Origin of the sequence: Brachybacterium sp. HMSC06H03 (assembly GCF_001807385.1) — a bacterium.
GTDB lineage: Bacteria > Actinomycetota > Actinomycetes > Actinomycetales > Dermabacteraceae > Brachybacterium > Brachybacterium conglomeratum.
Genome location: NZ_KV788689.1, coordinates 16,205 through 41,379, shown reverse-complemented (window position 1 = coordinate 41,379; position 25,175 = coordinate 16,205). Strand labels below are relative to the sequence as shown.

General features: G+C 63.8%; 29 protein-coding genes. All 29 read left to right on the top strand.

Annotated elements, in window-relative coordinates:
• Positions 1-14 precede the first annotated feature (14 nt).
• The 29 genes from HMPREF3159_RS17345 to HMPREF3159_RS03275 all read left to right on the top strand — a co-directional run bounded on the left by HMPREF3159_RS17345 (position 15) and on the right by HMPREF3159_RS03275 (position 25,140).
• Positions 15-287, top strand: a complete 273-nt coding sequence (locus HMPREF3159_RS17345) for a hypothetical protein (RefSeq protein ID WP_070499677.1) — start codon at positions 15-17, stop codon at positions 285-287.
• A gap of 300 nt (positions 288-587) precedes the next feature.
• On the top strand, positions 588-818 hold the full coding sequence (locus HMPREF3159_RS17340) for a hypothetical protein (RefSeq protein WP_168165367.1): 231 nt from the start codon (positions 588-590) through the stop codon (positions 816-818).
• Entirely contained in the window at positions 815-1,108 is a 294-nt protein-coding gene (locus HMPREF3159_RS18165; RefSeq protein ID WP_168165366.1) for an HNH endonuclease signature motif containing protein, read from the top strand. Before HMPREF3159_RS17340 ends, HMPREF3159_RS18165 begins: the two co-directional genes overlap by 4 nt.
• 134 nt (positions 1,109-1,242) lie before the next feature.
• Positions 1,243-1,755, top strand: a complete 513-nt coding sequence (locus tag HMPREF3159_RS03400; protein WP_210388824.1) for a phage terminase small subunit — start codon at positions 1,243-1,245, stop codon at positions 1,753-1,755.
• A gap of 35 nt (positions 1,756-1,790) precedes the next feature.
• Positions 1,791-3,440 (top strand): hypothetical protein, encoded by a 1,650-nt coding sequence (locus HMPREF3159_RS03395; RefSeq protein ID WP_210388823.1) that lies wholly within the window; start codon positions 1,791-1,793, stop codon positions 3,438-3,440.
• Positions 3,437-4,936: a phage portal protein gene (locus tag HMPREF3159_RS03390; protein WP_141748051.1), complete on the top strand. Its 1,500-nt coding sequence runs from the start codon at positions 3,437-3,439 to the stop codon at positions 4,934-4,936. The genes HMPREF3159_RS03395 and HMPREF3159_RS03390 overlap by 4 nt, the downstream gene beginning before the upstream one ends.
• A complete protein-coding gene (locus HMPREF3159_RS03385; RefSeq protein ID WP_070499673.1) occupies positions 4,933-5,739 on the top strand; it encodes a VG15 protein in 807 nt (268 codons plus the stop codon). Before HMPREF3159_RS03390 ends, HMPREF3159_RS03385 begins: the two co-directional genes overlap by 4 nt.
• Positions 5,740-5,821: 82 nt before the next feature.
• Complete coding sequence (locus HMPREF3159_RS03380) at positions 5,822-6,382, top strand: capsid assembly scaffolding protein Gp46 family protein (protein WP_070499672.1); 561 nt, start codon at positions 5,822-5,824, stop codon at positions 6,380-6,382.
• A 34-nt stretch (positions 6,383-6,416) separates the two neighbouring features.
• Positions 6,417-6,797, top strand: coding sequence for a hypothetical protein (locus HMPREF3159_RS03375; protein WP_070499671.1), 381 nt, complete (start codon positions 6,417-6,419; stop codon positions 6,795-6,797).
• Positions 6,798-6,799: 2 nt separating this feature from the next.
• Positions 6,800-7,813, top strand: a complete 1,014-nt coding sequence (locus HMPREF3159_RS03370) for a major capsid protein (protein WP_070499670.1) — start codon at positions 6,800-6,802, stop codon at positions 7,811-7,813.
• Entirely contained in the window at positions 7,813-7,977 is a 165-nt protein-coding gene (locus HMPREF3159_RS17330; protein WP_168165365.1) for a hypothetical protein, read from the top strand. Before HMPREF3159_RS03370 ends, HMPREF3159_RS17330 begins: the two co-directional genes overlap by 1 nt.
• Positions 7,978-7,987: 10 nt before the next feature.
• On the top strand, positions 7,988-8,389 hold the full coding sequence (locus HMPREF3159_RS03365) for a hypothetical protein (protein ID WP_070499669.1): 402 nt from the start codon (positions 7,988-7,990) through the stop codon (positions 8,387-8,389).
• Positions 8,380-8,757: a hypothetical protein gene (locus tag HMPREF3159_RS03360; protein WP_070499668.1), complete on the top strand. Its 378-nt coding sequence runs from the start codon at positions 8,380-8,382 to the stop codon at positions 8,755-8,757. Before HMPREF3159_RS03365 ends, HMPREF3159_RS03360 begins: the two co-directional genes overlap by 10 nt.
• 254 nt (positions 8,758-9,011) lie before the next feature.
• Positions 9,012-9,395: a hypothetical protein gene (locus HMPREF3159_RS03350; protein WP_141748049.1), complete on the top strand. Its 384-nt coding sequence runs from the start codon at positions 9,012-9,014 to the stop codon at positions 9,393-9,395.
• Between the two features lie 2 nt (positions 9,396-9,397).
• Complete coding sequence (locus tag HMPREF3159_RS03345; RefSeq protein WP_070499665.1) at positions 9,398-9,592, top strand: hypothetical protein; 195 nt, start codon at positions 9,398-9,400, stop codon at positions 9,590-9,592.
• Entirely contained in the window at positions 9,589-10,185 is a 597-nt protein-coding gene (locus tag HMPREF3159_RS03340; RefSeq protein ID WP_070499664.1) for a phage tail tube protein, read from the top strand. The genes HMPREF3159_RS03345 and HMPREF3159_RS03340 overlap by 4 nt, the downstream gene beginning before the upstream one ends.
• 155 nt (positions 10,186-10,340) lie before the next feature.
• On the top strand, positions 10,341-10,721 hold the full coding sequence (locus HMPREF3159_RS03335; RefSeq protein ID WP_070499663.1) for a hypothetical protein: 381 nt from the start codon (positions 10,341-10,343) through the stop codon (positions 10,719-10,721).
• Between the two features lie 152 nt (positions 10,722-10,873).
• Positions 10,874-11,122, top strand: coding sequence for a DUF5361 domain-containing protein (locus HMPREF3159_RS03330; RefSeq protein ID WP_070499662.1), 249 nt, complete (start codon positions 10,874-10,876; stop codon positions 11,120-11,122).
• Positions 11,123-11,163: 41 nt separating this feature from the next.
• Positions 11,164-15,231, top strand: a complete 4,068-nt coding sequence (locus HMPREF3159_RS03325) for a tape measure protein (protein WP_070499661.1) — start codon at positions 11,164-11,166, stop codon at positions 15,229-15,231.
• Entirely contained in the window at positions 15,228-16,070 is an 843-nt protein-coding gene (locus HMPREF3159_RS03320; protein ID WP_070499660.1) for a hypothetical protein, read from the top strand. Before HMPREF3159_RS03325 ends, HMPREF3159_RS03320 begins: the two co-directional genes overlap by 4 nt.
• Before the next feature lie 318 nt (positions 16,071-16,388).
• Positions 16,389-16,964 carry a hypothetical protein gene (locus tag HMPREF3159_RS03315; protein ID WP_141748047.1) on the top strand — a complete coding sequence of 192 codons (576 nt, stop codon included), beginning with the start codon at positions 16,389-16,391 and terminating at the stop codon, positions 16,962-16,964.
• Positions 16,965-16,990: 26 nt separating this feature from the next.
• A complete protein-coding gene (locus HMPREF3159_RS03310; RefSeq protein WP_070499658.1) occupies positions 16,991-18,151 on the top strand; it encodes a hypothetical protein in 1,161 nt (386 codons plus the stop codon).
• Complete coding sequence (locus HMPREF3159_RS03305) at positions 18,151-19,962, top strand: hypothetical protein (RefSeq protein WP_070499657.1); 1,812 nt, start codon at positions 18,151-18,153, stop codon at positions 19,960-19,962. The genes HMPREF3159_RS03310 and HMPREF3159_RS03305 overlap by 1 nt, the downstream gene beginning before the upstream one ends.
• Before the next feature lie 67 nt (positions 19,963-20,029).
• A complete protein-coding gene (locus tag HMPREF3159_RS03300; protein WP_141748046.1) occupies positions 20,030-21,598 on the top strand; it encodes a peptidoglycan-binding protein in 1,569 nt (522 codons plus the stop codon).
• Positions 21,599-21,656: 58 nt separating this feature from the next.
• A complete protein-coding gene (locus tag HMPREF3159_RS03295) occupies positions 21,657-22,004 on the top strand; it encodes a hypothetical protein (protein WP_141748045.1) in 348 nt (115 codons plus the stop codon).
• A 219-nt stretch (positions 22,005-22,223) separates the two neighbouring features.
• Positions 22,224-22,517, top strand: coding sequence for a putative phage holin (locus HMPREF3159_RS03290; protein WP_141748044.1), 294 nt, complete (start codon positions 22,224-22,226; stop codon positions 22,515-22,517).
• Complete coding sequence (locus tag HMPREF3159_RS03285; protein WP_070499653.1) at positions 22,514-22,777, top strand: holin; 264 nt, start codon at positions 22,514-22,516, stop codon at positions 22,775-22,777. Before HMPREF3159_RS03290 ends, HMPREF3159_RS03285 begins: the two co-directional genes overlap by 4 nt.
• Positions 22,778-22,801: 24 nt before the next feature.
• Positions 22,802-24,205: a LamG domain-containing protein gene (locus HMPREF3159_RS03280; RefSeq protein WP_141748043.1), complete on the top strand. Its 1,404-nt coding sequence runs from the start codon at positions 22,802-22,804 to the stop codon at positions 24,203-24,205.
• Positions 24,202-25,140, top strand: a complete 939-nt coding sequence (locus HMPREF3159_RS03275; protein WP_070499651.1) for an alpha/beta hydrolase family protein — start codon at positions 24,202-24,204, stop codon at positions 25,138-25,140. Before HMPREF3159_RS03280 ends, HMPREF3159_RS03275 begins: the two co-directional genes overlap by 4 nt.
• Positions 25,141-25,175: the final 35 nt, after the last annotated feature.

Genomic DNA, 25,175 nt, shown 5'->3' with positions numbered 1-25,175 from the left:
ACCCAGGAGACACCATGCGCCACATCGGCAACACACTCTTCATCCTCGCCGCAGCATCCACCGTCGCCGCCATCTGGTCCCCCATCGGCACATGGTGGCAGTGGCTCGCATCCGCCATCCTGCTCTTCCTCACAGGCGCACTCGCGCACGGCTCCTCCCTCGGGCGCGACATCACCGCCGCCCCCACAGGGGTCGACCCCATCAGCACCGATGGACCCCCCGACGCGAACGGCAACCCTCGCCCCGCGCGGACCCGCCCCCACAACAACTACGGCACCCCCGCCTGAACAGGCCACCCCCTCAACGGCGAGGGGGCCACACCGTCAACGCGACGACAACCGCGCCGCCCTCAACGAAGCCCTGTCCAACACGGACAACGCCTCACCACGCGCCACCTTCGCCGCGCACATCTCCTCCACCACAATCCGGTCCCGCCACTCCCGATACGGGTCCCGGGGCTCACCATGCACCCCCGCCCCATCCATCACAGCAAGCTCCCCCAACGCCCCCAGCACCCCACCCCTACGCGGACGCACAGGCGATGGACCACCCATCCCCACAGCAGCAGCACGCGCTATCAACGACTGATGATCTTCGCCCAACACGCGAGCGCGACCCTCAGCCCACAACTGCTGGGCACCCGCCGCATCCGCAGCGCGCGCCTCACGAGCAGCAGCCATACTCGCCCGCTGCTCAGACTCAAGCTCAACAGCACGCGCCACACGCTCATCAGCACGCGCAGTCATCGCATCGATCCGAGCGTTCTGCCGCTCACGCCATTCCCTGTACCCCATGCACAGAGGATACGACGCACATGAACTGGGCGCAATACCCAACCCAACGCACCGCCACCAGAGCCCAAGAAACCAAGTGGCGAAACACAATTCTCACACGCGACCCAACCTGCAAACGCCAAGGCCCGCGATGCACCCACATAGCAACCGAAGCAGACCACATTAAGAACGTGCGAGAAGGCGGCAACGAACTCGACCCAAACAACGGTCAAGGACTATGCCACAACTGCCACAACGACAAAACACAAGAAGAAGCACGCCGGGGACAACACCGATGGAAGCGCAAGACCGAACCACACCCCGGCCTGAAATAAACGCGCAGGTCAGGGGGCATGATGCCCTCCCCTCCCCCCTCTGGCGCGCGGCGGGGTCGCTAGGCGCTACGGAGCCGTACGGGTCTGGGGGATTCGGCGGAATGACCCCCGGGGGCCTGCGTGAATGCTCTTAGATGATCGGAGGTGCCTTTATGGCGGGTCGTGGACCAGCGCCGAAGGACCCTGCTAAGCGGGCGAGGCGGAATGCTGATGATGTTGCTTCGACGCTTTTGCGGTTCGAGGAGGCAGAGCAGCCGGACCTTCCTGCGTTTTCGGTTCAGGTTGAGGTTGATGGGGAGTTGACGACGCAGGAGTATGCGTGGCCTGCGATCACTCGTGAGTGGTGGGCGATGTGGCGTGATTCGCCGCAGGCTGAGCACTTTGGCTCGACGGACTGGGCGTTCTTGCTCGATACGGCGTTGTTGCATGCGGCGGTGTGGGGTCGGGGCGAGATGAAGCACGCGGCGGAGTTGCGGTTGCGTGTGGCGAAGTTTGGTAGCACGCCGGAGGATCGGGCTCGTCTGCGGATGCAGTTCGCGGATGCGGATGCTGCGGATTCGAAGCGGCCTGTGACTGGCGCGTCGGCGCGTGAGCGTCGGGGGAATATTCGGGTGATTAAGCCGGGCGCGGCGGCGTCTGGGGAGTGATTGGTCGGGGGTGACTGCGGATGCCGTGGGACCCCTTGGGGGATGATGAGTACCCGACTCTGGGTTGGCAGGTCATCGATTGGATCACTGAGAACTTGGTGCGTCCGGATTCGGGTGTGGATACGTCACCGTTCGTGCTCTACCCGGAGCAGGAAGACTTCGTGCTGAACTTCTACAGGCTCGATCCGGTGACGGGTCGCCGGAAGTACCGGCGCGGTGTCCTGTCGCGCCCTCGAGGCTGGGGCAAGTCGCCGTTCGCTGCGGCGCTGATGGCTGTCGAGGGGCTCGGGCCTGTCGTGCCGGATGGCTGGGACGCTCAGGGCCAGCCTGTGGGGCGCCCGTGGGCTCTCGACCGCACGCCGCTGATTCAGGTCGCGGCAACGTCCGAGGATCAGGCGGATTACACGTTCTCCGCTCTCTTGGAGATGATGGAGGGGCCTGTCCTCGACAACTATCGCGGGATTGAGTTGCAGAGTGATCGTGTGAATCTGCCGTCCGGGCGGATGGAGCGGATCACGTCGGGTGCGCGGACGCTGAAGGGGGCGCGCGCCGACTTCACGGTCTGTGATCAGACTGAGGAGTGGGTGCAGTCGAACGGTGGGCGGAAGCTCCATCAGGTGATTGACTCGAACTCTACGAAGCGGAACGGCTCGTATTTGGAGACGCCGAACGCGTTCATTCCGGGCGAGGGTTCGGTTGCTGAGAACTCGGCTAACTTCTGGGCGTCGATCCAGGAGGGTAAGGCTGTCGCGGATGGTCTGTACTACGACCATCGGGAGGCTCCGGGGGCTACGGATGTGGCGGAGCGGGAGTCTTTGACGCTGGGGCTGCGGGTCGCGTACGGGGATGCTTCCGGGCATCCTGACGGGTGCGTGATTCACGAGCCCGCTTGCCCGCCCGGACACGCCGACCTCGAGGCGCGCATCCAGTCGTTCTGGGACCTGACGAAAGACACGCAGGTTGCCCGCTCGGACTTCCTGAACCAGGTGACGCACGCGTCGGATTCGTGGTTGTCGCGCCCTGAGCTGATGGCTGTCGTGGATGTTGAGAAGGTTGTCCGTCCTGATGAGCCGATCGTGGTCGGCTTCGATGGCTCTCGGGGTCGCGCTCGCGGTGTTGCGGATGCTACGGCACTGATCGGGTGCCGCGTCTCGGATGGGCATCTGTTTGTGCTGGATGTGTGGGAGCAACCCCGAAATGCTGCGGCGTGGACGGTCCCGGTTGCTGAGGTGTCGAATCGGGTGCGTGAGGTGTTCGATGAGTACACGGTGGTGGGGTTTTATGCTGACCCGAATGGTTGGACTTCGCAGGTTTCGGAGTGGGAGTCGAAGTATGCGAAGCATTTGAAGGTGAAGGCTCGCCGCGATGCCCCGATGTCGTATTGGCCGAAGGGTAAGGATGCGAGTGTGCCGCGTCTTGTGGAGGAGTTGCATGATGCGGTTGTTAATGGGGATTGTTCGTTGGATGGGTCGTCGGTGTTGGTGCGTCACATGCTGAATGCGCGTCGCCGTAAGGCTCGTTCGGGGTATTTGCTGTATAAGGCGTACCCGGATTCGCCGGATAAGGTGGATGCGGCGTATGCGGCGGTTATGGCGTGGAAGGCACGGCTTGATGCGGTGTCTGCTGGTGCGGGGTCGCGTAGGCGGCGCATGATGGCAGAGCAGAGGGGGGTGGCTATCCGGTGAGCCTTGGTATTGGTGGTGGCCCTTCTGTTGATGTGTCGCATGTGCCGGAGCGGGTTCTGAACATTCCGCAGATTCGTGGTCTTAGTGATGCTGAGAATGCGGATGTTGCGGTGATGTGCGAGCAGGTTCGGCGTGTGGCTGCGCGTAACCGTGACCGTTTCGTGTACTACAACGCTGAGCAAGAGTTCGTGAACATGAATGTCGCGATCCCTGCGGAGTTTGAGCAGTACGCTTCGGTGTTGGGCTGGAATGCGACGGCTGTTGATACGTTGGCGCGCAGGGTTCAGCTTGATGGGTTTGTGCGGCCTGGGTCTGTGGATCGGTTCACGGATTTGGATGCGGCGCTGCGCCGGACTCGGTTCTTTTCGCAGTTCAAAATGGCTGTGCAGTCGATGCTGATCTATGGTCCTGCGTTTATTGCGACGGTCCGGTCGGGTGGCATGACTAAGGTGCAGGCGTTCTCGGCGAGGGACGCGACGGGCATCTGGGACGATGAGCGTCCGGGGCAGTTGCGGTGTGGGATCGCGGTGCAGGAGTGGGAGCACTTCGGTGTCAAGCGCGCCCTGCTGTTCTACCCGGGCGTGGCGGTCCAGTTGACGCGGCGGACGTTTGGTGCTGACTGGGAGGTGCAGCGGTTCCGTACGGGCCTGCCGGGGCGCGTGTCTCTGCGCCCGTTGACGTTCTTGCCGCAGCTTGACAAGCCTTGGGGTCAGTCGCGGATCACTCGCCCGATGTTGTCGTTGACGCGTTCGGCGGCGAGGTCGTTCCTTCGTGCTGAGATGAACGGCGAGATTTACGGTTACCCGCAACTCTACGGCACGAACATGTCGCCGGAGCTGGCGGCGCAGTTCGCGTCCGGTATGGCGAAGTTCTTCGCGGTCGATGTTCATCGCGACGAGGACGGCGCGCCGATGCCCTCGAGTGAGGTGCCCGAGACGAAGATCGGTCAGGTGCAGGTCGGGTCGCAGCAGCCACATCTGGATTCGTTGCGGTCCACGGCGATGCTGTACGCAGCCGAGTCGCACCTGTCGCCGGACAAGCTGGGCGTGATCCACGACAACCCGTCGAGTGCGGACGCTATCGACCGCGCTGATGGCGAGTTGAACGATCTCGCCGAGGAGACGGGCCGCGATATTCGCGAGCCGATCCTGGACGTTCTTCATGATGTGTGGCTTCTGGAGAACGGCGCGGTTTCGGTGCCGGATGATGTGGCGTCGCTCGAGGCTGACTTCCACGACCCGGGGCAGACGACGCGCTACAGCTCGCGTATGGCCCTGGCGTCGCTGGTGACTGCTGGTGCGGTCACTCCTGGTGAGTCGATCACGTACGAGGCGGCTGGGTTCTCGAGGCCGACTGCTTTGCGGCTTGCGGAGGCGTGGCAGGCGGCTGAGCGGCGGAAGAGTCAGCAGGCGATGGCTGAGCAGGCTCTCGCTGCGCGGTCTAACCCGCTGTCGGCTGGCCTGGTGGCGCGTCGGGAGGCGGGGGAGCAGTTGTGAGTTGGGATGCGTTTACGGCGTGGCGGCGTGATTCGTCGGATATCGCGGACGCGACCACTCATGTGACGACCCTGTTGATGGAGGCCGCGCCGGATGGGCCGGACGTGTTCGAGTATGTGGCGACTGCGGCCCCGGTGATGTTGTCGGGGTATGCGCAGGCGTCGCAGGATTCGGCGCTCGACTATTTGGCGGGTGTGCAGAGGTCTGCTGGCCTGTCTCCTGTCCTGTATCGTCCTGCGGCTGCGACGATCACTGCTGCGGTAGTGACGCCTGTTGTGAAGTGGGCGCTGACCGACATCGTCTTCCCCTACGCCGTGGAGCAGGTACTTCCCCGCTTGGCGCAGGGTACTACGCGGCTTATCTCGAACGTTGGTCGCGAGACTGTGCAGGCGGGTGTCGGCGAGATTGACGGGGCGATGGGGCGGCGCGTCCCTGGCGTGGACGCGTGCGCGTGGTGCCGCCTCCAGTCGGCGGTCACTCACTGGGACGGCGAATGGCCGGACTCCTCGTACCACGGGCATTGCCGGTGCGAGCCGCTAGTGATGATCGAGGGCCGCGACGGGGGAGTCCCCGATGATTTGTATGACCTGTGGGACGACTACGAGCGGCAGTGGCTCGAGGCTGACGAGTGGGCGCATAAGGAACAGCGTCGCATCGATGATGAGCTTTGGGCTCGTGTGAAGGACACGCGGCACACTTTCCACGCGAAAAAGCGTATGCGCGGCTCGTTGCGCCGTCAGGAGTTGCCGACGATTCAGCAACTCACGTTGAAGCGCATCCGCGAAGAGTACGGCGCGCGCTGAACGACTGATCTTCACAACCTTGCCGAGTGGCGGGGTTGTCCACTATGCCCGCGCGATGTGGGCGAGAGAAAGGAACCCCGCGATGGGTGACACCCGTATTGATTCCCTGAACCGTGTTGGCGCGCTGATGTTCGCTGAGGAGCCGTCGAGTGGCGATGGTGGCGGCGAGCAGAAGGCCAGCAAGCCTGCGGAAGAGTCCAAGCCTGCCGAGGATGACGGCGAGGATGAGCCGCTGGGCGAGAACGGCATTAAGGCGCTGAAGTCTGAGCGTCTGCGTGCGGCGCAGGAGAAGAAGCGTGCTGACGAGTTGGCGGCGCGGTTGAAGGAGATTGACGACGCCGAGAAGTCCGAGCTTGAGCGTGCGCAGGAGCGTATCGCGGAGCTTGAGGCGGCGACTAAGGCTTACGAGGATGCGAAGCGTGTGGGTGAGCTGCGCGCGTCGGTTCTCGCTTCGAAGAACGTGCCCAGCGAGTGGGCTGATTTCGTCACGGGCGACTCCGAGGACGAGATGAACAAGGCTGCGGATCGGATTCTGGCGAATCTGTCTAAGGCTGACGACGGCCTCTCTCTGCACGGGACGCGTGGCGTTTCGGGCGGGTCTGTTGAGGCTGGGCGTGAATCCGCGAAGAACTTCCGCCCGTAACATCCCCTTTTTTACTTGAACAGAAAGGCCAGTCATGGCTATTAAGGATGAGGCCCTGCGGGGCACTTCCAGCCGTCGCGCGCTCGCGTCGCTGCTCGGCTTCGATACTGCTACTACTTTCAAGGCTACTGCCGACGTGAATGATGGCGCTGTCCCTGCGCTGTCGCCGGTCGTTATCACCGCTGCTGGTGTCGCGACTGTCTACACCAAGGATGACGCCGCGCCTGAGGTTGGTGCGACCGACCAGGTTGGCTTCACCGTCTCTGACCGCGTTTCCGACGCGTCCGGGAAGCTGAACGTCGCTGTTCTGCGGCAGGCGCACGTTCGCCGCCCCTACCTGTCCGCCGCCGCCAAGGCCGTGCTCACCGCCGCACCTGCTGCCGCGCTGACCCACATTATCGTTGAGGAGGCCTGAGAATGGCGCTTAACACTAAGTACCTGAACCCTGCCGAGGTCACTGGCTTTGTCCGTGGCCGTATCGAGTCTTACACCGAGCAGGATGTGCTCTCGCAGATCCTCCCCGATGAGACTGTGGACAACATCGCGGTGCGTTTTACCGTCGGCGATGCTGGCGTGACTCCCGAGGCCGAGGCTCGCGATTGGGACGCCCAGCCGTCGATCGATGACCTGCCCAAGCAGGCCCGTCGCACGATTGATCTGGTCGCGTTCTCCCGCCGCGTCCCCGTGTCGGAGTCCGACGCGCTGATGTCCCGCCTTGCAGGCGGCGAGGGGTATGCGAACCTGATCCGTCGCGCCTCGGATAGGGCTGCTCAGGCGATCTTTAACGCGGCCCGCCGCCAGCGCGCTAACGTTCTCGCGACCGGCAAGGCCACCATCGACCAGAAGAACTTCGGTCTTGACGAGGACTTCGGCCGTGACGCCGAGCTGACCGCCGCACTGGCGCAGCTCGCCTCGGCGTCCGGCTCCGATGTCCTCGGGCAGCTCGGAGACTTCGTCGACATCTTCGAGGAGAAGTCCGGCGGCACTCGCCCGTCGTACGCTCTCGCGTCCACGAAGGCGATCAACGCGTTCCTTCGCCATGCGCAGTTCGCGTCGAAGGTCAACGACGTTACCCGTCCGGCGACTCTCGAGCAGGTTAATCAGGTTCTCCTGGCCTCTGATCTGCCGCAGCTGGTCCGCTACAACGGGTCGCTGGACAACGGCAAGACGCGGCTCCTCCCCGAGGACCGCCTGATTCTGGTCCCGGACTACGTGAACGGCGGCACCTCCGAGCTCGGCGCGACGATCTGGGGCCTTACCGAGTCGAGCTTCAAGCCGGAGTTCGCCGGTATTGGTGGTCAGCTTCCCGGCGCTGTCGCTGCCGTGTGGGACACCGAGGGCACTGCGGGCAAGACCGTGGTCGATGCCGATTCGACGTTCCTGCCGATCCTGAAGAACGCGAACCTTTCCGCGTCTCTGAAGGTGATCTGATGCCGAAGCTCATCGAGAACGTGCTGATCGATGGGCGGGTGCGTCTAGTGGGCGAGGACATCTCGGAGGCGGACGCGACCGGCGTCCGCCCCGAGGTGTTCGCCGCCGCCGATGAGCCCGCCAAGGCTCCCCGCGCGCGAGGTAAGAGCACCTCCGTCAAGTAAGGAGGCCGCAATGCCTGACAGCATCGAATGGGCTGTGCCTGACGAACTGCGCGCCGCTGACCTTGAAGGGGTTTCCGGGGGGGTCGAGGAGGAGGCGCTGGTCTACTGGCTGGGGCGTGCTCGGCGGGCAATTCTTGCTGAGGTCCCGGTCGGGGTTCTCGTCCAGCGGATTCTCACGGGCGGGGTCGACGAGGACGCTCCCCGGGATGTGCAGATCGATCTGGCTCTGGGGAAGCTGGCGAATCCTGGTGGGGTCCGCACGGTGCAGGAGTCAAATGGTCCGTCGTCGGGGTCGATCACGTACGGCGGGGACGCCCCGGGGCAGGTATTCCTCTCTACTCATCATCGCAGGGTGTTGGGAATCTCGAGTGTGGGCACCCAGGTGGCGGGGACGGTGGACACATGGCGTTGACCGTGACGGTCCACCCCGCCGCCACGAGTGGCCAGGACGAGATGGGCGACGACATCGAGATTCCCGGCGAGCCGTACGTGCTCGACGTGGACTCGATTTACCCGTCCACCTCTGAGGAGCCGTCTGACACGAACCGGTCCATGGTTGTGACCGGCTTGACGATCCTCGCTCCCGAGTCTGCTCGCGTCGGCGCTCACGACGAGATTGAGGTCCCCGGCTATGCGGGGCGCTGGGGTGTCGTGGGTGAGGTCGCGATTTTTGATGAGCGATCGAATCCGGCGAGGCGTCGCGGCGTGCTCGGCAGGGGGCGTCGCCCCGGCCTGAACGTCGGGTGCGTGCAGATCAACGTGAAGAAGGTGGCCGGCTGATGGCGCGACGTGCTGACGTGAAGCTGAACTCTCGCGAGATTGACAAGCTGCTGAAGTCGAAGGGCGTTCAGGACGAGCTTGCTCGGCGGACTGGGCAGGCGGCCCGCGCTGCTGGGCGCGGGTATGAGTCGACGGTCGAGGTTGGGCGGACTCGTGCGCTTGGCCGGGTGACGGCTGAGACTCCGGAGGCTGCGCGTGACAACGCTCGGAATCACACCCTGATGCGGGTCCGTGACCAGTTGAGGGGGTGAGCGATGTTTGCGAATGCGCAGGCGCTGATCAACTCCTATCTGGGCGAGGCGACGGACATTCCACGCATCGTTACCACTGTTCCTAAGGATCGTCCGGCCCGTTTCGTTAGAACGATTCGCACTGGCGGGTTCATGGCGAACAGCGTGACGGATGTTGCCCGCCTGACTGTCGAGTGCTGGGCCGAGAAGAAGGCCGACGCCCAGGACGATGCCCAACAGGTCCGGGCGGCGCTTCTCGCGCTGCGCGGCACAACCCTCTCGGGAGTGAAGGTGCATCGCGTCGAGGAAATCGCCGCGCCCGCCGACTCCCCCGATCCAGATAGCACAACTCCCCGCTACGTCCTCACCCATGAGGTGCATTTGCGGGGCACATACAGGAAGGCCTAGCAGTGGCTGATATTAAGGTTAAGGCGGTCGTCTCCCATAACGGGCAGATTGACGGCAAGGAGCATAAGGCGGGTGATTCGGTGGTTCTCGACGCGAAGCTCGCTCGGGTGCTCTCGGGTCGTGGCGCTATCAAGATTCAGGAGAAGGACGCCGTTAAGCTGGCTCCCACTCCCGCTGGCAAGGAGGCCTCTAAGTGAGCGTTCCGATTACTACTGCCACGGAGGCGACGTGGCTGAACCCCGACAATGCCCGCATCTACGGTGGTGAGCTTGATTCCGTGTGGATCGGTGACCACGGCGCGGTGATGCCTGCGGATAACGACATCGTTGTCCCCGAGAATCACGAGAACGTGGGCTGGCTGTCTGAGGATGGCCTGAACTTCGCGCACAACGACAACGTTGAGACCTTCAACGGCCACCAGGGCGGTCGTGTCGTGCGGAAGAAGGTCACCACGAGCGAGGACACGTTCACGTTCACCGCGCTTGAGACGACTCTTCTCACCTTCGGTCTGATCCACGATATCAAGGAGCACACCACCACTGGTGGCGTGTCCCGGCTGCGTGTCTCGGGGGCGAAGAAGAGCAACGACCGCCGTTCGTGGATCGTTGACAAGTGGGACGGCGATATCTGGTACCGCTACCTGATCCCGTCTGGCGAGACCGGTGAGCGGCCCGAGGAGGTCGCGTCGAACTCGGAGATCACGATGTACGAGCAGACCGTGACCGTTTACGGCGGTTACGACATCCTCACGAACGATCCCGCGATGGTGGCGGAGGTCGCGGGCGGCTGATCTGTCGTCCGCCGTATCGAGGCTTCACCTGTTGGTGGGGCCTCTTTTCTATGCCGGTGCTGGGCGCGTAGGTGACGGTCCGCGCCCAGCACCTCTTTTTGAAGCACTCGACCGTCACATTCTTCTGCAATACCGACCGTCACTAGGAGACCGTTATGTCTGAGACCACTAAGAGCACTGCCGAGAAGGCTCGCGAGGCTGGCGCGAAGAACCCTGCCGATAAGAAGAAGGCTACGAGCGCGAAGGTGAAGGCGCTTCAGGCCGAGGCTGCGGAGGGCGACCGTGTTGTCGAGGTTCGTGGCGAGACGTTCACCGTCCACGTCCAGCAGTATCAGGAGCGGATGAACGAGGACTACGAGTTCATGGAAATGGCGGCGTCCGGGATGCTCCCCGCGATGCTGTCCGTTCTTCTCGACCGGGCTGATCACACGAAGCTGAAGGAGCTTGCCCGGGACGAGGAGTCGAAGAAGATTTCTCCCGAGGCGATGTCTGAGCTGTTCCAGGAGCTGATGGAGGCGACTGGTCAGGGAAACTGACCGGCCTCCTCTGGGTCCTTACCGAGTACCCGGAGGAGCTAGAGGCCGATCTCGCTTCCGAGTACGGGGTCGACCTTGCTGATCTGTGGCGTGGCGGGCTCACCCTCCGCCGCGCCGCAGTCCTCGCAACGCAGCTCCCTGCGGGGGCGCGCGTGTGGCAGGCGACGGGCGGCCCGAAGGCGTGGTCCGACGAGTACCAGGCCCAGATGGTCGTCCTGAATCGTGTGGAGCGGCTGGAGTGGCGGCAGACCGAGGACGGGTCGAAGGGGGAGAACCCGCCGCCTGTGCAGGAGCCGCCCCCGTTTGTTGGGGATGAGCAGGCGAAGGCGTCGAAGGCCGACGCGAAGGCGCAGGAGTTTATGCGCCGACAGAAACTGATTGACGCGCAAAGAGCGCAGTGACCTGCGGCTTTATCGAGCCCTAATGTTTATGGAGGTGCCCGATGGCTCTTGGTAACCCAACGATTGCGACGGCTGCTATCGGCCTTGTCCCGACGATCACGGGAATCAAGGGCAACATTGGCTCGCAGCTCGCGGGCGCGTCGGTCATGGGTGAGACGGACCGTGCGGGCCGGTCGATTGGCTCGAAGCTCGGGTCGGCGATTACGTCGACACTGAAGACGGGGCTGAAGGTCGGCGGCGTGGTCACGGGCGCGATCGCTGGCCTGACCCTGAAGGGCGGCATCAACCGTGCCCTCGGCATCGAGGACGCCCAGGCCATGATGCGGGGCCTCGGACATGACACCGAGACGGTCGACACGATCATGGGCAACGCCCTCGCGTCGGTCGAGGGGACCGCGTTTGGTCTTGACGCTGCCGCTACGTCCGCCGCTGGCGCTGTCGCTGCGGGCATCCAGCCGGGTGAGCAGCTTGAGCAGACGATGAAGACCGTGGCGAACGTGGCTGCTGGCGCGAAGGCTCCGATGGAGGAGATCGGCTCGATCTTCAACACTGTCGCCGCTGTTGGTACCGCGTATACGGGCGATATCAACATGATCGCTCAGCGCGGCATCCCGATCTGGCAGTCGCTTTCCGACACCCTGGGCGTTTCCCAGGAAGAAGTCAAGAAGATGGCTTCTGAGGGCAAGATCGATTTCGAGACGTTCGAGAAGGCGGCGCGGGACGCTTCTGGTGGTGTCGCTACGGCGATGGGTGATACGACTCGTGGCTCGATCGCGAACATGCTCACGAGCTTCTCGAAGCTGGGCGCGGATGTCGTCACCCGGTTCATGCCGATGGTGAAGGCCGGGGCCACGGGTATTCAGTCCGTGGTGCAGGCTGTAACGGCGAAGCTTGGCCCGATTCTGGATCACCTGTTTGCTGGGTTTACTCCTGCGGCGACTGCTGGTGTTGAGGGGTTCTTCGCGGGGATCGTGTCGTGGATTGAGAAGATTGACCCGCAGGTCATCATCGGGTTCCTTACTCGTGTTGGCGAGATTGGCCGGACTGTGTTCGGCGAACTGAAGTATGGGATCACCGCGTTCGGTGCCGCATGGCGGTATAACGATGGTGAGGTGACTTCGTCGGGCTTCCCGGGGTTCATGGAGCGGGCCGGGTATATGGTCCGGCAATTGTGGGACTCGATCCGGGAGCTTGACTTCTCGTCGTTCTCCGGGTTCATGGACTCGCTGGGGGCTGTCGACCTGTCTGGCGCGGCGGGGTCCCTGTCGGGCATCGGCACGGGGCTTGCGTCGGTGGGGTCGGCGGCTCCGGGGGTGCTGTCGATCGCCCTTCAGGGGCTCGGCTCAGCAATGCAGTTCCTCGCGGATCACGCCGACACGGTTGTGAAGCTCCTGCCTTACATCGTGGCGGGGTTCGCGGCGTACAAGCTGGCAACGCAGGGCCTGACTGCCGCTGTGACGGCGCAGCGCGCCGCCGACCTTGCGACGCTGCCGGTACAGATCGCCCGTAACGTCACGTCGTTCGCGGCTGCTGTTGCCCGGAACAGGGCGACGATGGCGGAGATTCGCCAGACTGCGGCAACGAACACGAACACGGTAGCGACTCAGCGGGCCACGATCGCGGAACGGGCGCGAACGATCGCGACGAAGATCGGCGCGGCGGCGTCGAAGGCTGCGGCTGTAGCGACGCGCCTCCTTGGTGCGGCGATTCGGTTCGCGACCGGCCCGATCGGTCTGATCATCACGGGCATCACTCTGCTGGTCGCCGGTCTGGTCTGGTTCTTCACGCAGACGGAGACGGGCAAGGCGATCTTCGAGGCCGCGTGGACTGCGATCAAGAACGCGGCGTTGGCTGTCGTGGACTGGTTTATGACGACGGCTGTTCCGCTATTGAAGTCTGCGTGGGATGGTATCGCGGCGGGTGCGCTGTGGCTGTACAACTCGGCGATCCTCCCGGCCTGGAATGGGATCAAGACGGCTATCCAGGTCGTTGGGGATTGGATCACCGGCACGCTGTGGCCTGCGATTCAGACGGCGTGGAATGCGATTGGTGCGGCAGCGCTGTGGCTTTACCAGTCGGTGATCCTGCCTGCCTGGAATGGTATCAAGCTCGCGATCGCGGTCGTGGTCACGGCGGTGCTGATTTACATCGACTTGATGAAGTTCTACTTCCAGAACGTCATTGCACCGGTTGCTTTGTGGCTGTGGCGGAACGTGATTACCCCGGCGTGGAACGGGATCAAGGCTGCGATCGGTGCGGTTGTTGGGTGGATCGTTAATACGGCGTGGCCTCTGATCAAGTCCGCGTGGGATGCGATTGCTGGGGCTGCTCGATGGCTGTACCAGTCCGTGATTATCCCTGTCTGGAACGCGATCAAGGCCGCGATCAATGCGGTCGTGCAGTGGCTGGTGAACACTGCCTGGCCTGTCGTGAAGAAGGTCATCGACTGGTACGCGGCCGGGTTCAAGTGGCTGTATAACAGCGTGATCTTGCCGGTGTGGAATGCGATCAAGGGCGCAATCGACGCCGTTGTTCAGTGGTTCCAGAACACTGCATGGCCGCTGGTCAACAAGGTCATTGGCTGGCTCAAGCTCGCCTTCGAGGGCTTCAAGATCAGCGTCAAGTGGATTTGGGATCAGGTTAAGAACGCGATCAATGCGGTCGTGGGCTGGTTCCGTGACACGGCGTGGCCTGCGGTGAAGAATGTGATCGACCGTCTCAAGGACGGGTTCAACACGATGAAGGACGCGATCAAGCGCGCCTGGGACTTCGTGAAGGACAAGGCGATCAAGCCGGTCGCGGACTGGCTGTCGAACACGATCAAGCCTAAGATCGATGAGATTACCGGCAACATCAAGGACGCCTTCGACACGATGCGGGAAGGCATTAAGAAGGCGTGGGACGGCATCAAGGAGGCCGCGAAGACGCCGATCCGGTTCGTGATCGAGGACGTCTACATGGCGACTCTCCGCGAGACGTTCAACGGTGTTGCGGACAAACTGTCCTTGCCGGACAAGTGGCGCCTCCCCGCCCGGTATGTGAAGTTCGCGTCGGGTGGCGTCATGCCGGGGTATACGCCCGGCAGGGACGTGCACCAGTTCTATTCGCCGACTGGCGGTCGTCTCGACCTGTCCGGTGGTGAGGCGATTATGCGGCCTGAGTGGACGCGTGCGGTGGGTGGCCCTGCTGCGGTTGCCGAGATGAACCGGAAGGCTCGTCGCGGTGAGGCGTTCAAGGACGGCGGCGTGTGGGGTGCGCTCAAGGGCATCGGCGGCGATGCGTGGGATTGGCTCACGGATCAGGCGTCCACGATTGCTGAGGCGGTCACGGACCCGTTCGGGGTGTTGACGAATCTTGCCGGCAAGGTCGCGGAGCTGATCCCGGGCGATGGCCTGTTCGCGGAGGTCGGGAAGAAGGTCACGACCAATGCGGGGACGATGCTCGGCGACTGGCTTAAGGGGCAGCTCGCTCCGGTGTCTACGGATGCGGGGCCTGCTCCGGCTGTTGCTGGGCGTGCTGGTGGTTCGCTCCGGTTGGCGGGTCAGCTCGCGGCGGCTAATGGGTTGTCGTTCACGTCCGGGTATCGGCCCGGTGCGCGGACTCGCCGTACGGGGTCGGTGTCGTATCACGCTCTTGGGCGTGCGCATGACTATGCCGCTCCGATGACTGCGGATGGTAAGCGTCGGATGATGGCGTTCTTCAACGCTATGCATCCTTATAAGCCGACTGAGTTGCTGTATTCCCCCGCAGGGAATAGGCAGTGGCGGCGTTGGGGTGCTCAGGCGCAAACTTCCGGGTCGACGTATCGCGGGCATTTCAATCACGTGCATGTCGCGTTCAAGGATGGCGGGATCATGCCTTCGCTGTATGACCAGGGCGGGGAGATTCCGCCCGGTCTGTCGGTGATTGCGAACAAGACGCGCCGTCCGGAGAAGGTTCTGCCGCCGCGCGAGTCTGAGGCGCTGACGCGGATTGCTAGCGATGGCGGCGGCGGTCAGCACTTCCATTACTCCCCGCAGCAGCTTGATCTTGACGATCAGATCGAGCGGCGTACGCGCAGGGAGTTCGAGTCGATGGTTCATGCCGCACGGGAGGTGATGAGCGCGTGATCAGTGTGGTTATCACTGACTCCTCGGGGGCGAGGCTTAGCGGCTCGTATGACCACGACGGTCAGGCCGGTCGGGACATCCTGACCGGCCTGACCGGCTGGGCCGGTGGCGTCGGGGTGCGGAGTGAGGACGTGGAGCGGCTCTCCCACGGGTCGTTCTCCACGCCCTCGCTGCGCGCGGGGCGGACGCTCACGGTCGATCTGGTGATGGAGCGGGACAGCCGTGCGGAGCTGTGGGCACTTGAGCGGGGCGTTTCGGGCCTTTTCGCTGAGGGCGGCTACGGCACGTTGGAGGTTGAGCAGGACGGCGAATCGCTCGTGGCCGAGGTGAGGCTGGACGGGGAGGTTAAGCCGACTGTCTACCTCGATAGCGGCTTCCTGACTGTTCAGGTCCCGCTCCATGCTCCGATGCCTTACCTGTATTCCCCGTGGCGTGAGTCGTCGTTGCAGCCTGTGGGTGCGGGTGTTGGTTTCGAGTTCGTGCCGTTCTCGCATGGTGGCGTCATCTCGTTTGGTTCTGCGGTGGACACGGACGAGCAGGTGTGGAATGACGGTAATGCGTCTTCTGCGCCTGTGTTTACGGTGTGGGCTGATTCGCCTGGGTTCGCTGTAGCGGTGGGGGATCGGCGCGTCACCTATCCGTGGCCGACGTTCCAGGATGTTCCGGTGACTGTTGATATGGCGGGTTCGGTCACTGTGGGTGGCGTGGATCAGTCGCATTTGCTGGGCGAGCGGGCTTGGGGTGTTGTTGCTCCGGGGTCGTTGGAGTCTGTGCGGTTTGAGTTTTTGAATGGCGGTTCTGGCTGGGCGTCTGTCCGTCACCGCGATACCTATTTGTGATTGGAGTACGCGATGGTGCACCCTTGGCCGAAGGCCCCTGTTAAGGTTGGTGATCAGCCTGCGCCGGAGACTGTCGATGTTTTGCGGGGCACGTCTCCGGCTGAGTTGCAGCGGATTGTGGGCGCGAACTGGCACACTAGCGGGATTAAGCCGACTGGTGGTGTGAAGGTGTCGGGTACGTCGTCTATGGCGTATTCGGTGTCTGCTGGGTCTGTTGTGTTGAAGACTGCGGCGGGGCTGGCGCTTGAGTACGCGGTTGAGGCGCAGACGGTGAACACGATCCCTGCGCCGGCTACGGGGTCGAGGCAGGACCGTGTCGTGATGGACCGGGACGGGCTCGTCTACGTGACGCAGGGCGCGGCCCCGGCTGGCGGGATCACGCTGGGTCTGTTCACCGTCCCGGCCGGGATTACGTCTACTCGGTCGGCGCAGCAGTCCGTGGATCGTAACTTCGCGGTCCCGGCTGGCGCGTCAATTGGCATGCTCCATCGTTTCCATGATCCGGCTAACGGGATCAAGGGCAACGTCTCCCCCCTCACGCTCGGGACGGGCCGGTTCTCGGTGCCGTCCGACTCGTGGGTGCGATTCGATCTGACGCACTGCCTCTCCGCGATCCAGAGTTCAAACTCTGATCAGCCGTCTGCGGCAATCCGGTGGCGTGTCTATATCGATGACGCGCTCGAGCTGGCGTTCACCACTCGTGTCACGCGCGCGGCCCCGCAGACTAACTTTATGTCGTTCACGGTGCAGATGTCTGAGGGCGTCCACAAGGTGCACTACATCCAGGACCAGATCGAGGGTGTTAGCGGTCCGGGCTGGATGCACCATAAGGGCACGAATCAGGGCTATCCCGGTAACCGTTTCGAGGTGTGGCATGTTGGGGTGGCGCAGTGACATGGGTTGCTCATCTTGTGCGGACGATGGACGGCGCTCGAGGCGCTCAGCTTGACCTTGCGGCGGAGGGGTCGTGGGAGATTCCTCTGAATGGGATCGAGTCTTTCTCGGTGACGGTGGGGAAGGACCAGGTTCGGCGGCTTGACCCGTTGTGGTGGTCGCCGTATCGCACGTCGGTGTGCGTGTCGTGGCAGCGTGAGGACGGGTCTCTGGTTGCGTGGGTTGCGGGTCCGATTGTCGGCCCTCCCACGGAGACGAGGGCTACGGCCACGTTCGAGTGTCGCGGCATCGGCGCGATCCTTGAGCGGCGCGTGCTGACGGCGCAGGAACCGATCAGCCTGTCCACGGCGGCTCAGGTAGAGATGATGACTAAGCATCTCCGGTACACGGGTGTGTCATACGGCACGATTGGCCAGGAGGTCGTGAAGCGTGGCATGGCGAAGGTTGGCGGCACGCTCCCGATCGTGTTCGGGTCCCCGCGCGAGCAGGGGTCGAGGCTGCGGACACGCACCTACGACGGGTACAACCTCGCAAACAACCAGGTGTGGAAGCGGCTCACCGAACTGTCCGGCGTGCGCAACGGGCCGGACATCGCGTTCCGGCCACGCTGGCGGGCTGACGGGAACCTCGAGTGGGTGATGGTACACGGCACCCACGCGCAGCCTCAGATCGCGCAGGACTGGTCGATGGACCTTGACACCACCTCGTCGCTTTCCCCGGTCGCGTCTGTGGACGTGACGACGGATGCGTCGAGGCTTGCGGCGCGCGTGTACTGGACTGGCGCGGGCGAGGGGTCTACAACGATGGTCCGTGTCGCTGAGGACCGGTCACTACTCCGCGACCAGATGCCGATCCTTGAATCGGTCGGGTCCACTAGCGACTCCGCAAATCGTGACCTGATCCGCGAGCACGCAATCGCCGCGCTGGCCGCGTCTCGTGACGTGGTGACACAGATCAACATAGCCGTAGACGGCTCGGATCAGCGGTGCGAGATTGGGCGCTGGCGCGTGGGCGACGCGGCGAGGGTCACGATGAGCGATGAGTGGCTGACTGTCCCCGCTGGCACGACGGCGAAGCGGATCATCTCGGCTAAGGGCAGTTGGTCTAACGCGATGGTTGACCTTGCTTTCCAGGATGATGCTGTCCCGACGCCGGACGACTATTTAGACGAGGAGGCGATCGACTGATGGTGCAGTACAGGGATTTGAATGCACCGCCTTCTCGGATGCTCGCTGACGTGGTCGCGGACATGAAGGCGCAGGAGCGGCAGTCTAAGACCGGCGATGCTGGCGTGAAGGACCTTGGCGAGTCTGGGGACATTGTTTGGCCGCGTTGGGATGGCGGCGAGAATTCTGTTCGTGAGGTGTCCGCGAATGTTGACGCGGCGCGCGAGTCCATCCAGGAGTTGAACGAGGTTGTCCTGCCTGGGTTGGCGGACGAGCTGGAAGACTCGCGTATTGATTTGCAGCAGAAGCTCGACGCGGCTAATGCCCGGATTGATGACATCATTGTTGATGGTGGCGGGGCGGGTAACTTCACCACGTACAGCATCAACCCGCCGACTAGTGATGGTGCGGGCGATGGCGATCAGTGGTTCCGTGTCGTGAATGGTGAGGTGATTGGGCAGTGGCGCTGGGATGGTTCCGCGTGGGTGCCGGTCACGCTCACTGACGCGATCATTGCGGGGATCGACCTGTCCAAGCTCGTCTCGAACGGCAACCTGTCCGAGGTCGTCGCTAACAAGATGTTTGCTGACCTGTTCGCGGCGAACAAGATCACGGCGCAGGAACTTGCGGTCGGCGCGGTGACTGCTGAGAACCTGGCTGCGGGCGCGATCCATGCTGACGATATTGTTGGCGGGTCTTTCACGGGCGAGACGTTCGAGGGCGGCACGTTCACGGGCGGACTGTTCAAGACCTCGGACGCGCTGCCGGGGAAGGTCGAGTTCGCGGACGATGGATACATTCCCTCGTGGAGCGCCACTGGCTTGACGTACCCTGGCCTTCGGGTCACGCCGCCCGACACATCCACTACTTCTACCCCGCCCGGAATCGGCGCTTACGGTGATGGCGTGATCGTAGACGGCGGCAAATCCACGACCGGAGAGTCTTCCTACATCGTCGCGAATCCCCGAGCGTCTTTCATGCGCACGTTTCGGGCGGACGGCACGACGGGCGGGTCGATTCAGACTTCGCCCACCGCGTCGTACATGCGGACGTACCAGGCGGACGGCACGACGGGCGGGTCGATTCAGACTTCGCCCACCGCGTCGTACATGCGGACGTACCGCGAGGACGGAAGCACGGGCGGCGAGATTCAGACTTCGCCCACCGCGTCGTACATGCGGACGTACCAGGCGGACGGCACGACGGGCGGGGCGATTCAGACTTCGCCCATCGATTCGTTCATGCAGACATACGGCGGCGACAGCGGTCGAGGGCAGATTCGCGCGACACCGACCTCGGCCGAAGTAAGGGTGATTGGGTCCAGCGGCCTCAACCGGGCGCGCATCACTGCCGATGGAAACACCGTCACCCTTTTCTCTGCCACCAATGGACAGACCTATCTCAGGCTTGACAGCGAGGGGATTTCGGCAGAGTCGGGCGGGTCGAAGGTCTCCCTTATCCCGCAGGTTCGCCCGTTCCAGTACAGCGCCCAGTGGAATGCGGACCAGTCCCCGGCTCCGATCATGGTGCAGCATCTTCCTGGCGGGAAGCTTTGTCAGGCGCAGATTCGTATCCAGAACCTTACCGGGTCGAGCCTGTCCCTCCCGAACGCTACCTGGGTCACGCTGAACTACAACCCGATCCCTTCCGATCTGCGGGGCGGATTCACGGACTACATCGAAGTCACCCTCCCCCAGAACGAAGCACGGGGCAGGGTCGAGATGAACTACTCCACAGGCTCGATCCGCATCAGGAACATCTCGGGAACCGACATCAACTGGTCGAACAACAACTCGATCTGGTTCCCGATGCGCTGGTTCTCCCCCAACTGATCCCTCCCCGACATTCTAGCCCTCGCGTGATCGCGGGGGCTTTTTCCATGCCCGAAAGGAGACCTCTGTGGCAACGTCTAAGCTTCCCGCATCGTGGTCTAACAAGAACAAATCCGAGTGGCTTGAACGCGGCGCTTACGAGGCTCTGTCTCGGGCGTTGAATCGTGCGGTCGCTGATACTGGTGTCAACTTTAGTGTCTGGTCTGCTGGCCGCTCGAAAGCTGAGCAGGTCGCGCTGTTTAAGCAGAACTATGCCCCGGCTGGTCGTGGACGGAAGCTCAAGTCGGACCGGGCTTATGCTGGCCAGATTTGGGCGCGTAAGCCTGGCGGTGTGAGTGTTGCGTCGCCCGACCTGGGCTCGAATCACGAGGATGGGCGCGCGGTCGATATCCATCCTGCGGCGATCCAGGAATGGTTCAAGGCGAACGGGCGCACGTATGGCTGGTCCTGGGATGAGGGGCGACGGGTCGGCGAAAACTGGCACTTCCGTTACGTGCCCTCGCTGGACCAGATGAAGCACGAGGGCTTGCTCGACCATGCGGCTGTGCAGCGTGTCGTTGGCGCGTCTGTGGACGGGAAGATCGGCACTGGCACGGTCGGGAAGATCAAGGCGTGGCAGAAGGCGCACGGTCTGACGGCTGACGGGAAGGTCGGCGCGGGCACTAAGCGCGCGATGGGCCTTGCGGGAAAAGGTGATGCCGCCCCGGCCCCGGCGATTCCTGCTGGGCCGGTAGGCGGCGCATCCGTGCCCGCGCCTCGCCAGGATGACGTGCTGACTCTGCCCGCGCTCCCGGCCGTGGAGGCGGCGAAGTCATCTCCGAACTGCAACACGGACCGCAAAGGCCATTCCGTGAAGCACATCACCGTCCACTGGTGGGGTAAGCCATCCGGGCAGTCATTCGACGGAATCGTGGACTGGCTGTGCAACCCGGAAGCGAACGTGTCCGCGCATTACGTCATCTCCGCGACGCGCGTCGCACGGATCGTGGACGAGTCGCACAGGTCGTGGGCTAACGGCAACAGCGTCGCCAACTCCGAGTCCATCACCATCGAATGCGACCCGAACAACGTCCTCGGCACGCTCCCCGTCCTCGCGGCCCTCGTCGCAGATATCCGGTCCCGGTGGGGCGATCTCCCGATCTACCCGCACCAGCACTGGACTTCCACGGAATGCCCCGGCGACTACCTCCCCCACCTCGGCGCGGCCGATCAGCTCGCACGGGCCGGGAAGATCACCGCACCGACCACTCCCGTATCTACTGGCGGGAAGCTCCCGACCGGAAAGGAACTTCTCGTGAAGCTTGTTGATGTGCCCGACTTCCCGCTGCTGCGCACGCCGGGGAATCTCTGCTACTACGGCGGGGATTCGGGGCAGACTGCCGTGTCGGGGAAGATGCCGAACAGTCTCGTCCCCGGCGAGATTACGGGCACCGGCTCGAGGTCTGGCGCGCAGGGGCTCAAGACCTGGCAGGCGCAGATGAATGCGCGCGGCTACTCCCTCACCGTGGACGGACGCTACGGCGACGCGACGGAGAACGCGGCGAAGAACTTGCAGCGCCTCGCCGGGTTCACGCAGGACGGCAAGATCGGCCCCGCTACCTGGTTCGCGGCATGGCTACTCCCGGTGGTGAGCTAACCGTGCGGGCCGTTAGGGGGCTGTGATGGATTGGACTTTCCTAACGGCCCTCAGTGACGTGAAGGTGTTCCCCGCGTACGGTCTACTCGCGCTGGTCGCGTTCTTCATCTACACGGGCCGCCTGGTGCCGTCTAGGGCAGTGGCGCGCGAGGTGGACCGCGTTACTGCTGACCGCGACGCCCGCCTGCTCGCGAAAGACGAGGAGATCGCGCGGACCACGGCGGTGCATGCCGCGGAGGTTGCGCGCGCCCGCGAGGCAGAGACGCAGTGGCGCGAGGCGTGGCGCGAGTCGCAGGACATTGCAGCGGAGGTCCGTGCACAGAACCGCGACCTTGTCGATTCGCTGTATTTCGTTCGGAAGATCGTCGGCGCATTGCCGAGGTCGGAGGGCGGTGATGACACGTGAACGATGACTACACGCTCGCCGACGCCCGGAAACGGAACGAGGCACTACGCCGCGTAACCCGCATCGACCGGGCAGAGATTGACGAACTGACTACTGATCTACGCGATGAGGCGCGCCGTAACCATTTCGCGGAGCGTCTGGAACTTGCGTTCGCGGCTAGGAGGCACGCTTGACATGACTCTAACGGACTGGATTGCTAAGGGCCTATTCTGGGCGTGCATGTTCCCTGCCGCCGCGTTTGTGTCGCTGTACGCGTTGCGGTCGCGGTGGTGGGCGACGGATATTGGCCGGATCATTATGGGGTTGTGCCTGTCTGTGGCCTATATGACCGGGTTGTCGTTGGCGCGGTTCGTCCTTGATGATTTCCCTGGCGAGGACGTGTTCCGTATCGCTGGTTACCTGGCTATCAATATTGGGTTGTGGCACATGGTTGCGACACTGTTGCGCATCCAGAATGCAACCCGTAACGCGCCCGGAAGCGGGCACGTCAAGCATGAAGAGGAGAAGGTGTGAGCATTTGGACTAAGCAGTTTTGGAAGGCGACGGCTGAGCGTGCTATCGCTACGGCGGCACAGGGCGCACTCGCAACGCTGGGCACTGACCTCTTCGGCGTGCTTGACGTGGACGCTGTTTCGGTCCTGTCTATCGCTGGTGGTGCCGCGCTCGTGTCCGTTCTCAAGTCGATTGCGGTGACTGCTGCTACGGGTTCACCGTCCGCTGGTGGTGGCGAGGTTCTCGAGCCGCGCACCAACACGCACCGCGCCGACAACTGACCGAAAGGCATCACCATGGCCGAAATGGCATGGCCCGAAGACCTCGGGCACGGAACGTTCACCGGTCGTTTCGGCTGGATGGACGCCGACGGAGTAGACGAAGGCACCGAACCCGACATCACCGCCGCCTCGGGTGGCACTGTCGAAATCACGCCCGCAGTCACCACCGTCCGCTACACGGGCACTGCCGGGGCACTGTCCCTCGTCGCACGCCGCGCTGTCGGCATCATCGACTACGAGGGCTACCTCTGCACGAAGAACGCTGACGGCACCGCTGGGCCGCGCGGCATGTCCTTCCCCGCGACGGACAACGACGCGTTGACGCCGAGCGAGTGGACGTACCGTGTCTCGGTGAAGCTCCCGGGCGGTGTCGCTCTCCCCGCGTTCAGCACGTCCCTCCCCACGGGTGCTGTCGTCAATCTCGCGACTGCTATCCCCGTGGACGCCTCGCCGGGCGTGGTCAAGGTCGTGGACGAAACTATCGCTGTCCGGGCCGAGGCCGCTGCTGTCCGGGCCGAGAAGGTCGCGGGCGGTATCGAGGACGCTATCGCTGAGGCTATCGCGTCGGGTGACTATACGGGCCCGCCTGGCGAGCCGGGACGCGACGGCCACACCCCCGAAATCACCTTCGACGGCACCACCATCGTTGTAGACGGCGTGCCAGGCCCCGACCTCAAAGGCGACCCCGGAGAAGGCGGGGGAGGCATCGCGGGCGCGATCCCCATCTTCGCCACCCTCGCAGAAGCACAGGCGTGGGAGGCGGAGAATCCGGGGAAGGTGGCGCTCGTCCTCGGCGACGGCGGGGAAGTGCCCGTGGACCCCGAGGAGCCGGGAGGCCCCAACGACTTCACGCACCAGTTCCTCGGGGGCGACGTAACGGCCTTTGCGTGGGCCGACGCAAAGGCGGGCCTATCCCTCCCGAAGGAAGGGACAGGCTCGGCAACGGCATCCGATGGCGCGGCGTCCTTCCCCGGCACCGTCTCCTACGGGCCTGCGACGATTCCGTTCACGGACGAGCCAACAATCACGGCTGTGGTGCGCACCACCGGGACCGCTTACGCTTTCATTGCGGGCCACCCGATTGATCATGCGCTCACCGGCCCCTCCGGCAAGGGGTTCTACACCATCGGCAACGCCGACCCGGAAGGCCCGACAGGCACGACAGGCGACTGGCAGATCGTCACGGCCCGCTGGGGAAAGCCCGGAGTGACACAGAGGGCGATCACAGTCGGGGCCAGCACGGCGACGAGGACCACCTCCAAGGAGCCCCCCACCACGATGTCGTTCCGCATCGGAGGCGTCTTTAGTAACGCCTACCGCTACACGGGCGACATCCGCGAGATTCGGGTATACGACCGCCGCCTCACCGACGAAGAGGTCTACGAGCTGCACACCGCGCTCTCGGCCCAGTACGGGATCACGCTATGAGCCGCCCCCCTGCGACAATCCTGGACCGCAGCCCCGGCGAGACGGCGAGCGGCACGGAGTACACGCGCTACTCCATCTCTGCCGAAGGACGGGAGGCTTACGTCTACGAGCCCGCCCATGTCGCACCCTACGAGCACACGTCAATGTTGTTCCTCGTGCACGGCATGGCCGCGAGCCGGGAGAGCGCCGAGGTGGGGGCGTTCCTCGCGCAGCGGGATGCGGCGCTCGACCAGGGCATCGTCGTGGGCGCGGCGTCGCACGGCAACCTCTGGGGCAATCAGCGGGTGATGGACGACCTTGCTAACGTGTACGACTGGGCCGCGCGGCGGCACTGGATCGACTCGGTGGCGATGTTCGGTCACTCAATGGGCGGCATGGGCGTGATCGTCGCCGCGTCCCGGCAGCCTGTCCCCACCCTCGCCGGAGTGGCGTGCATGAACGGCATGATCGACGTGTACGAATACGGGGACCAGACCACGCTCTCCTCCTACGGCGTCGCGTCGTGGGCCGAACTACCCGCCGCAATGGCTGGGCATGACCCCGTGAACGACCCCGCGAGCAACTGGGCGGGCGTGAACATCTTGTTCATCGCCACTCCCTCCGATGGGACCCGCGCGATGGCAGAAGCGTTCATCGCTCGCGCCGCGAATCCTGAGACCATCGACGCCCTGTACGGCACGCACGGACATAACGACAACCCCTTCTCGGAGGAAGCGTCGTCGTGGCTGTCCGGCGTGATGGTGCCCTACGACCCGGCACAGTCTCCGCCGACTCATTATCCCGTGCCCGGATGGGATGACGAGCCGGACCCGGCCCCGATCCCGCCTCCCGCCTCCGATTATCGCGGGCTGCGGCTCACTGACGGGACGCCTGTCGGCCTTTACCTAACGTCGGGCGAGCAGGTCTCCGCCAGGGTCGCCTCGGCCATTCTCTAATGCGCTATCGTGGCCCCATCACCTATAGGAGAGGG

What these genes read in the sequence shown, in the direction of transcription:
- HMPREF3159_RS03400 (WP_210388824.1), top strand. Translation starts at nt 1,243, where the DNA reads ATGATCGGAGGTGCCTTTATGGCGGGTCGTGGACCAGCGCCGAAGGAC.
- HMPREF3159_RS03380 (WP_070499672.1), top strand. Translation starts at nt 5,822, where the DNA reads ATGGGTGACACCCGTATTGATTCCCTGAACCGTGTTGGCGCGCTGATG.
- HMPREF3159_RS03370 (WP_070499670.1), top strand. Translation starts at nt 6,800, where the DNA reads ATGGCGCTTAACACTAAGTACCTGAACCCTGCCGAGGTCACTGGCTTT.
- HMPREF3159_RS17340 (WP_168165367.1), top strand. Translation starts at nt 588, where the DNA reads ATGATCTTCGCCCAACACGCGAGCGCGACCCTCAGCCCACAACTGCTG.
- HMPREF3159_RS17330 (WP_168165365.1), top strand. Translation starts at nt 7,813, where the DNA reads ATGCCGAAGCTCATCGAGAACGTGCTGATCGATGGGCGGGTGCGTCTA.
- HMPREF3159_RS03305 (WP_070499657.1), top strand. Translation starts at nt 18,151, where the DNA reads ATGGTGCAGTACAGGGATTTGAATGCACCGCCTTCTCGGATGCTCGCT.
- HMPREF3159_RS03350 (WP_141748049.1), top strand. Translation starts at nt 9,012, where the DNA reads ATGTTTGCGAATGCGCAGGCGCTGATCAACTCCTATCTGGGCGAGGCG.
- HMPREF3159_RS03275 (WP_070499651.1), top strand. Translation starts at nt 24,202, where the DNA reads ATGAGCCGCCCCCCTGCGACAATCCTGGACCGCAGCCCCGGCGAGACG.
- HMPREF3159_RS03290 (WP_141748044.1), top strand. Translation starts at nt 22,224, where the DNA reads ATGTTCCCTGCCGCCGCGTTTGTGTCGCTGTACGCGTTGCGGTCGCGG.
- HMPREF3159_RS18165 (WP_168165366.1), top strand. Translation starts at nt 815, where the DNA reads ATGAACTGGGCGCAATACCCAACCCAACGCACCGCCACCAGAGCCCAA.
- HMPREF3159_RS03335 (WP_070499663.1), top strand. Translation starts at nt 10,341, where the DNA reads ATGTCTGAGACCACTAAGAGCACTGCCGAGAAGGCTCGCGAGGCTGGC.
- HMPREF3159_RS03310 (WP_070499658.1), top strand. Translation starts at nt 16,991, where the DNA reads ATGGACGGCGCTCGAGGCGCTCAGCTTGACCTTGCGGCGGAGGGGTCG.
- HMPREF3159_RS03360 (WP_070499668.1), top strand. Translation starts at nt 8,380, where the DNA reads ATGGCGTTGACCGTGACGGTCCACCCCGCCGCCACGAGTGGCCAGGAC.
- HMPREF3159_RS17345 (WP_070499677.1), top strand. Translation starts at nt 15, where the DNA reads ATGCGCCACATCGGCAACACACTCTTCATCCTCGCCGCAGCATCCACC.
- HMPREF3159_RS03365 (WP_070499669.1), top strand. Translation starts at nt 7,988, where the DNA reads ATGCCTGACAGCATCGAATGGGCTGTGCCTGACGAACTGCGCGCCGCT.
- HMPREF3159_RS03280 (WP_141748043.1), top strand. Translation starts at nt 22,802, where the DNA reads ATGGCATGGCCCGAAGACCTCGGGCACGGAACGTTCACCGGTCGTTTC.
- HMPREF3159_RS03325 (WP_070499661.1), top strand. Translation starts at nt 11,164, where the DNA reads ATGGCTCTTGGTAACCCAACGATTGCGACGGCTGCTATCGGCCTTGTC.
- HMPREF3159_RS03375 (WP_070499671.1), top strand. Translation starts at nt 6,417, where the DNA reads ATGGCTATTAAGGATGAGGCCCTGCGGGGCACTTCCAGCCGTCGCGCG.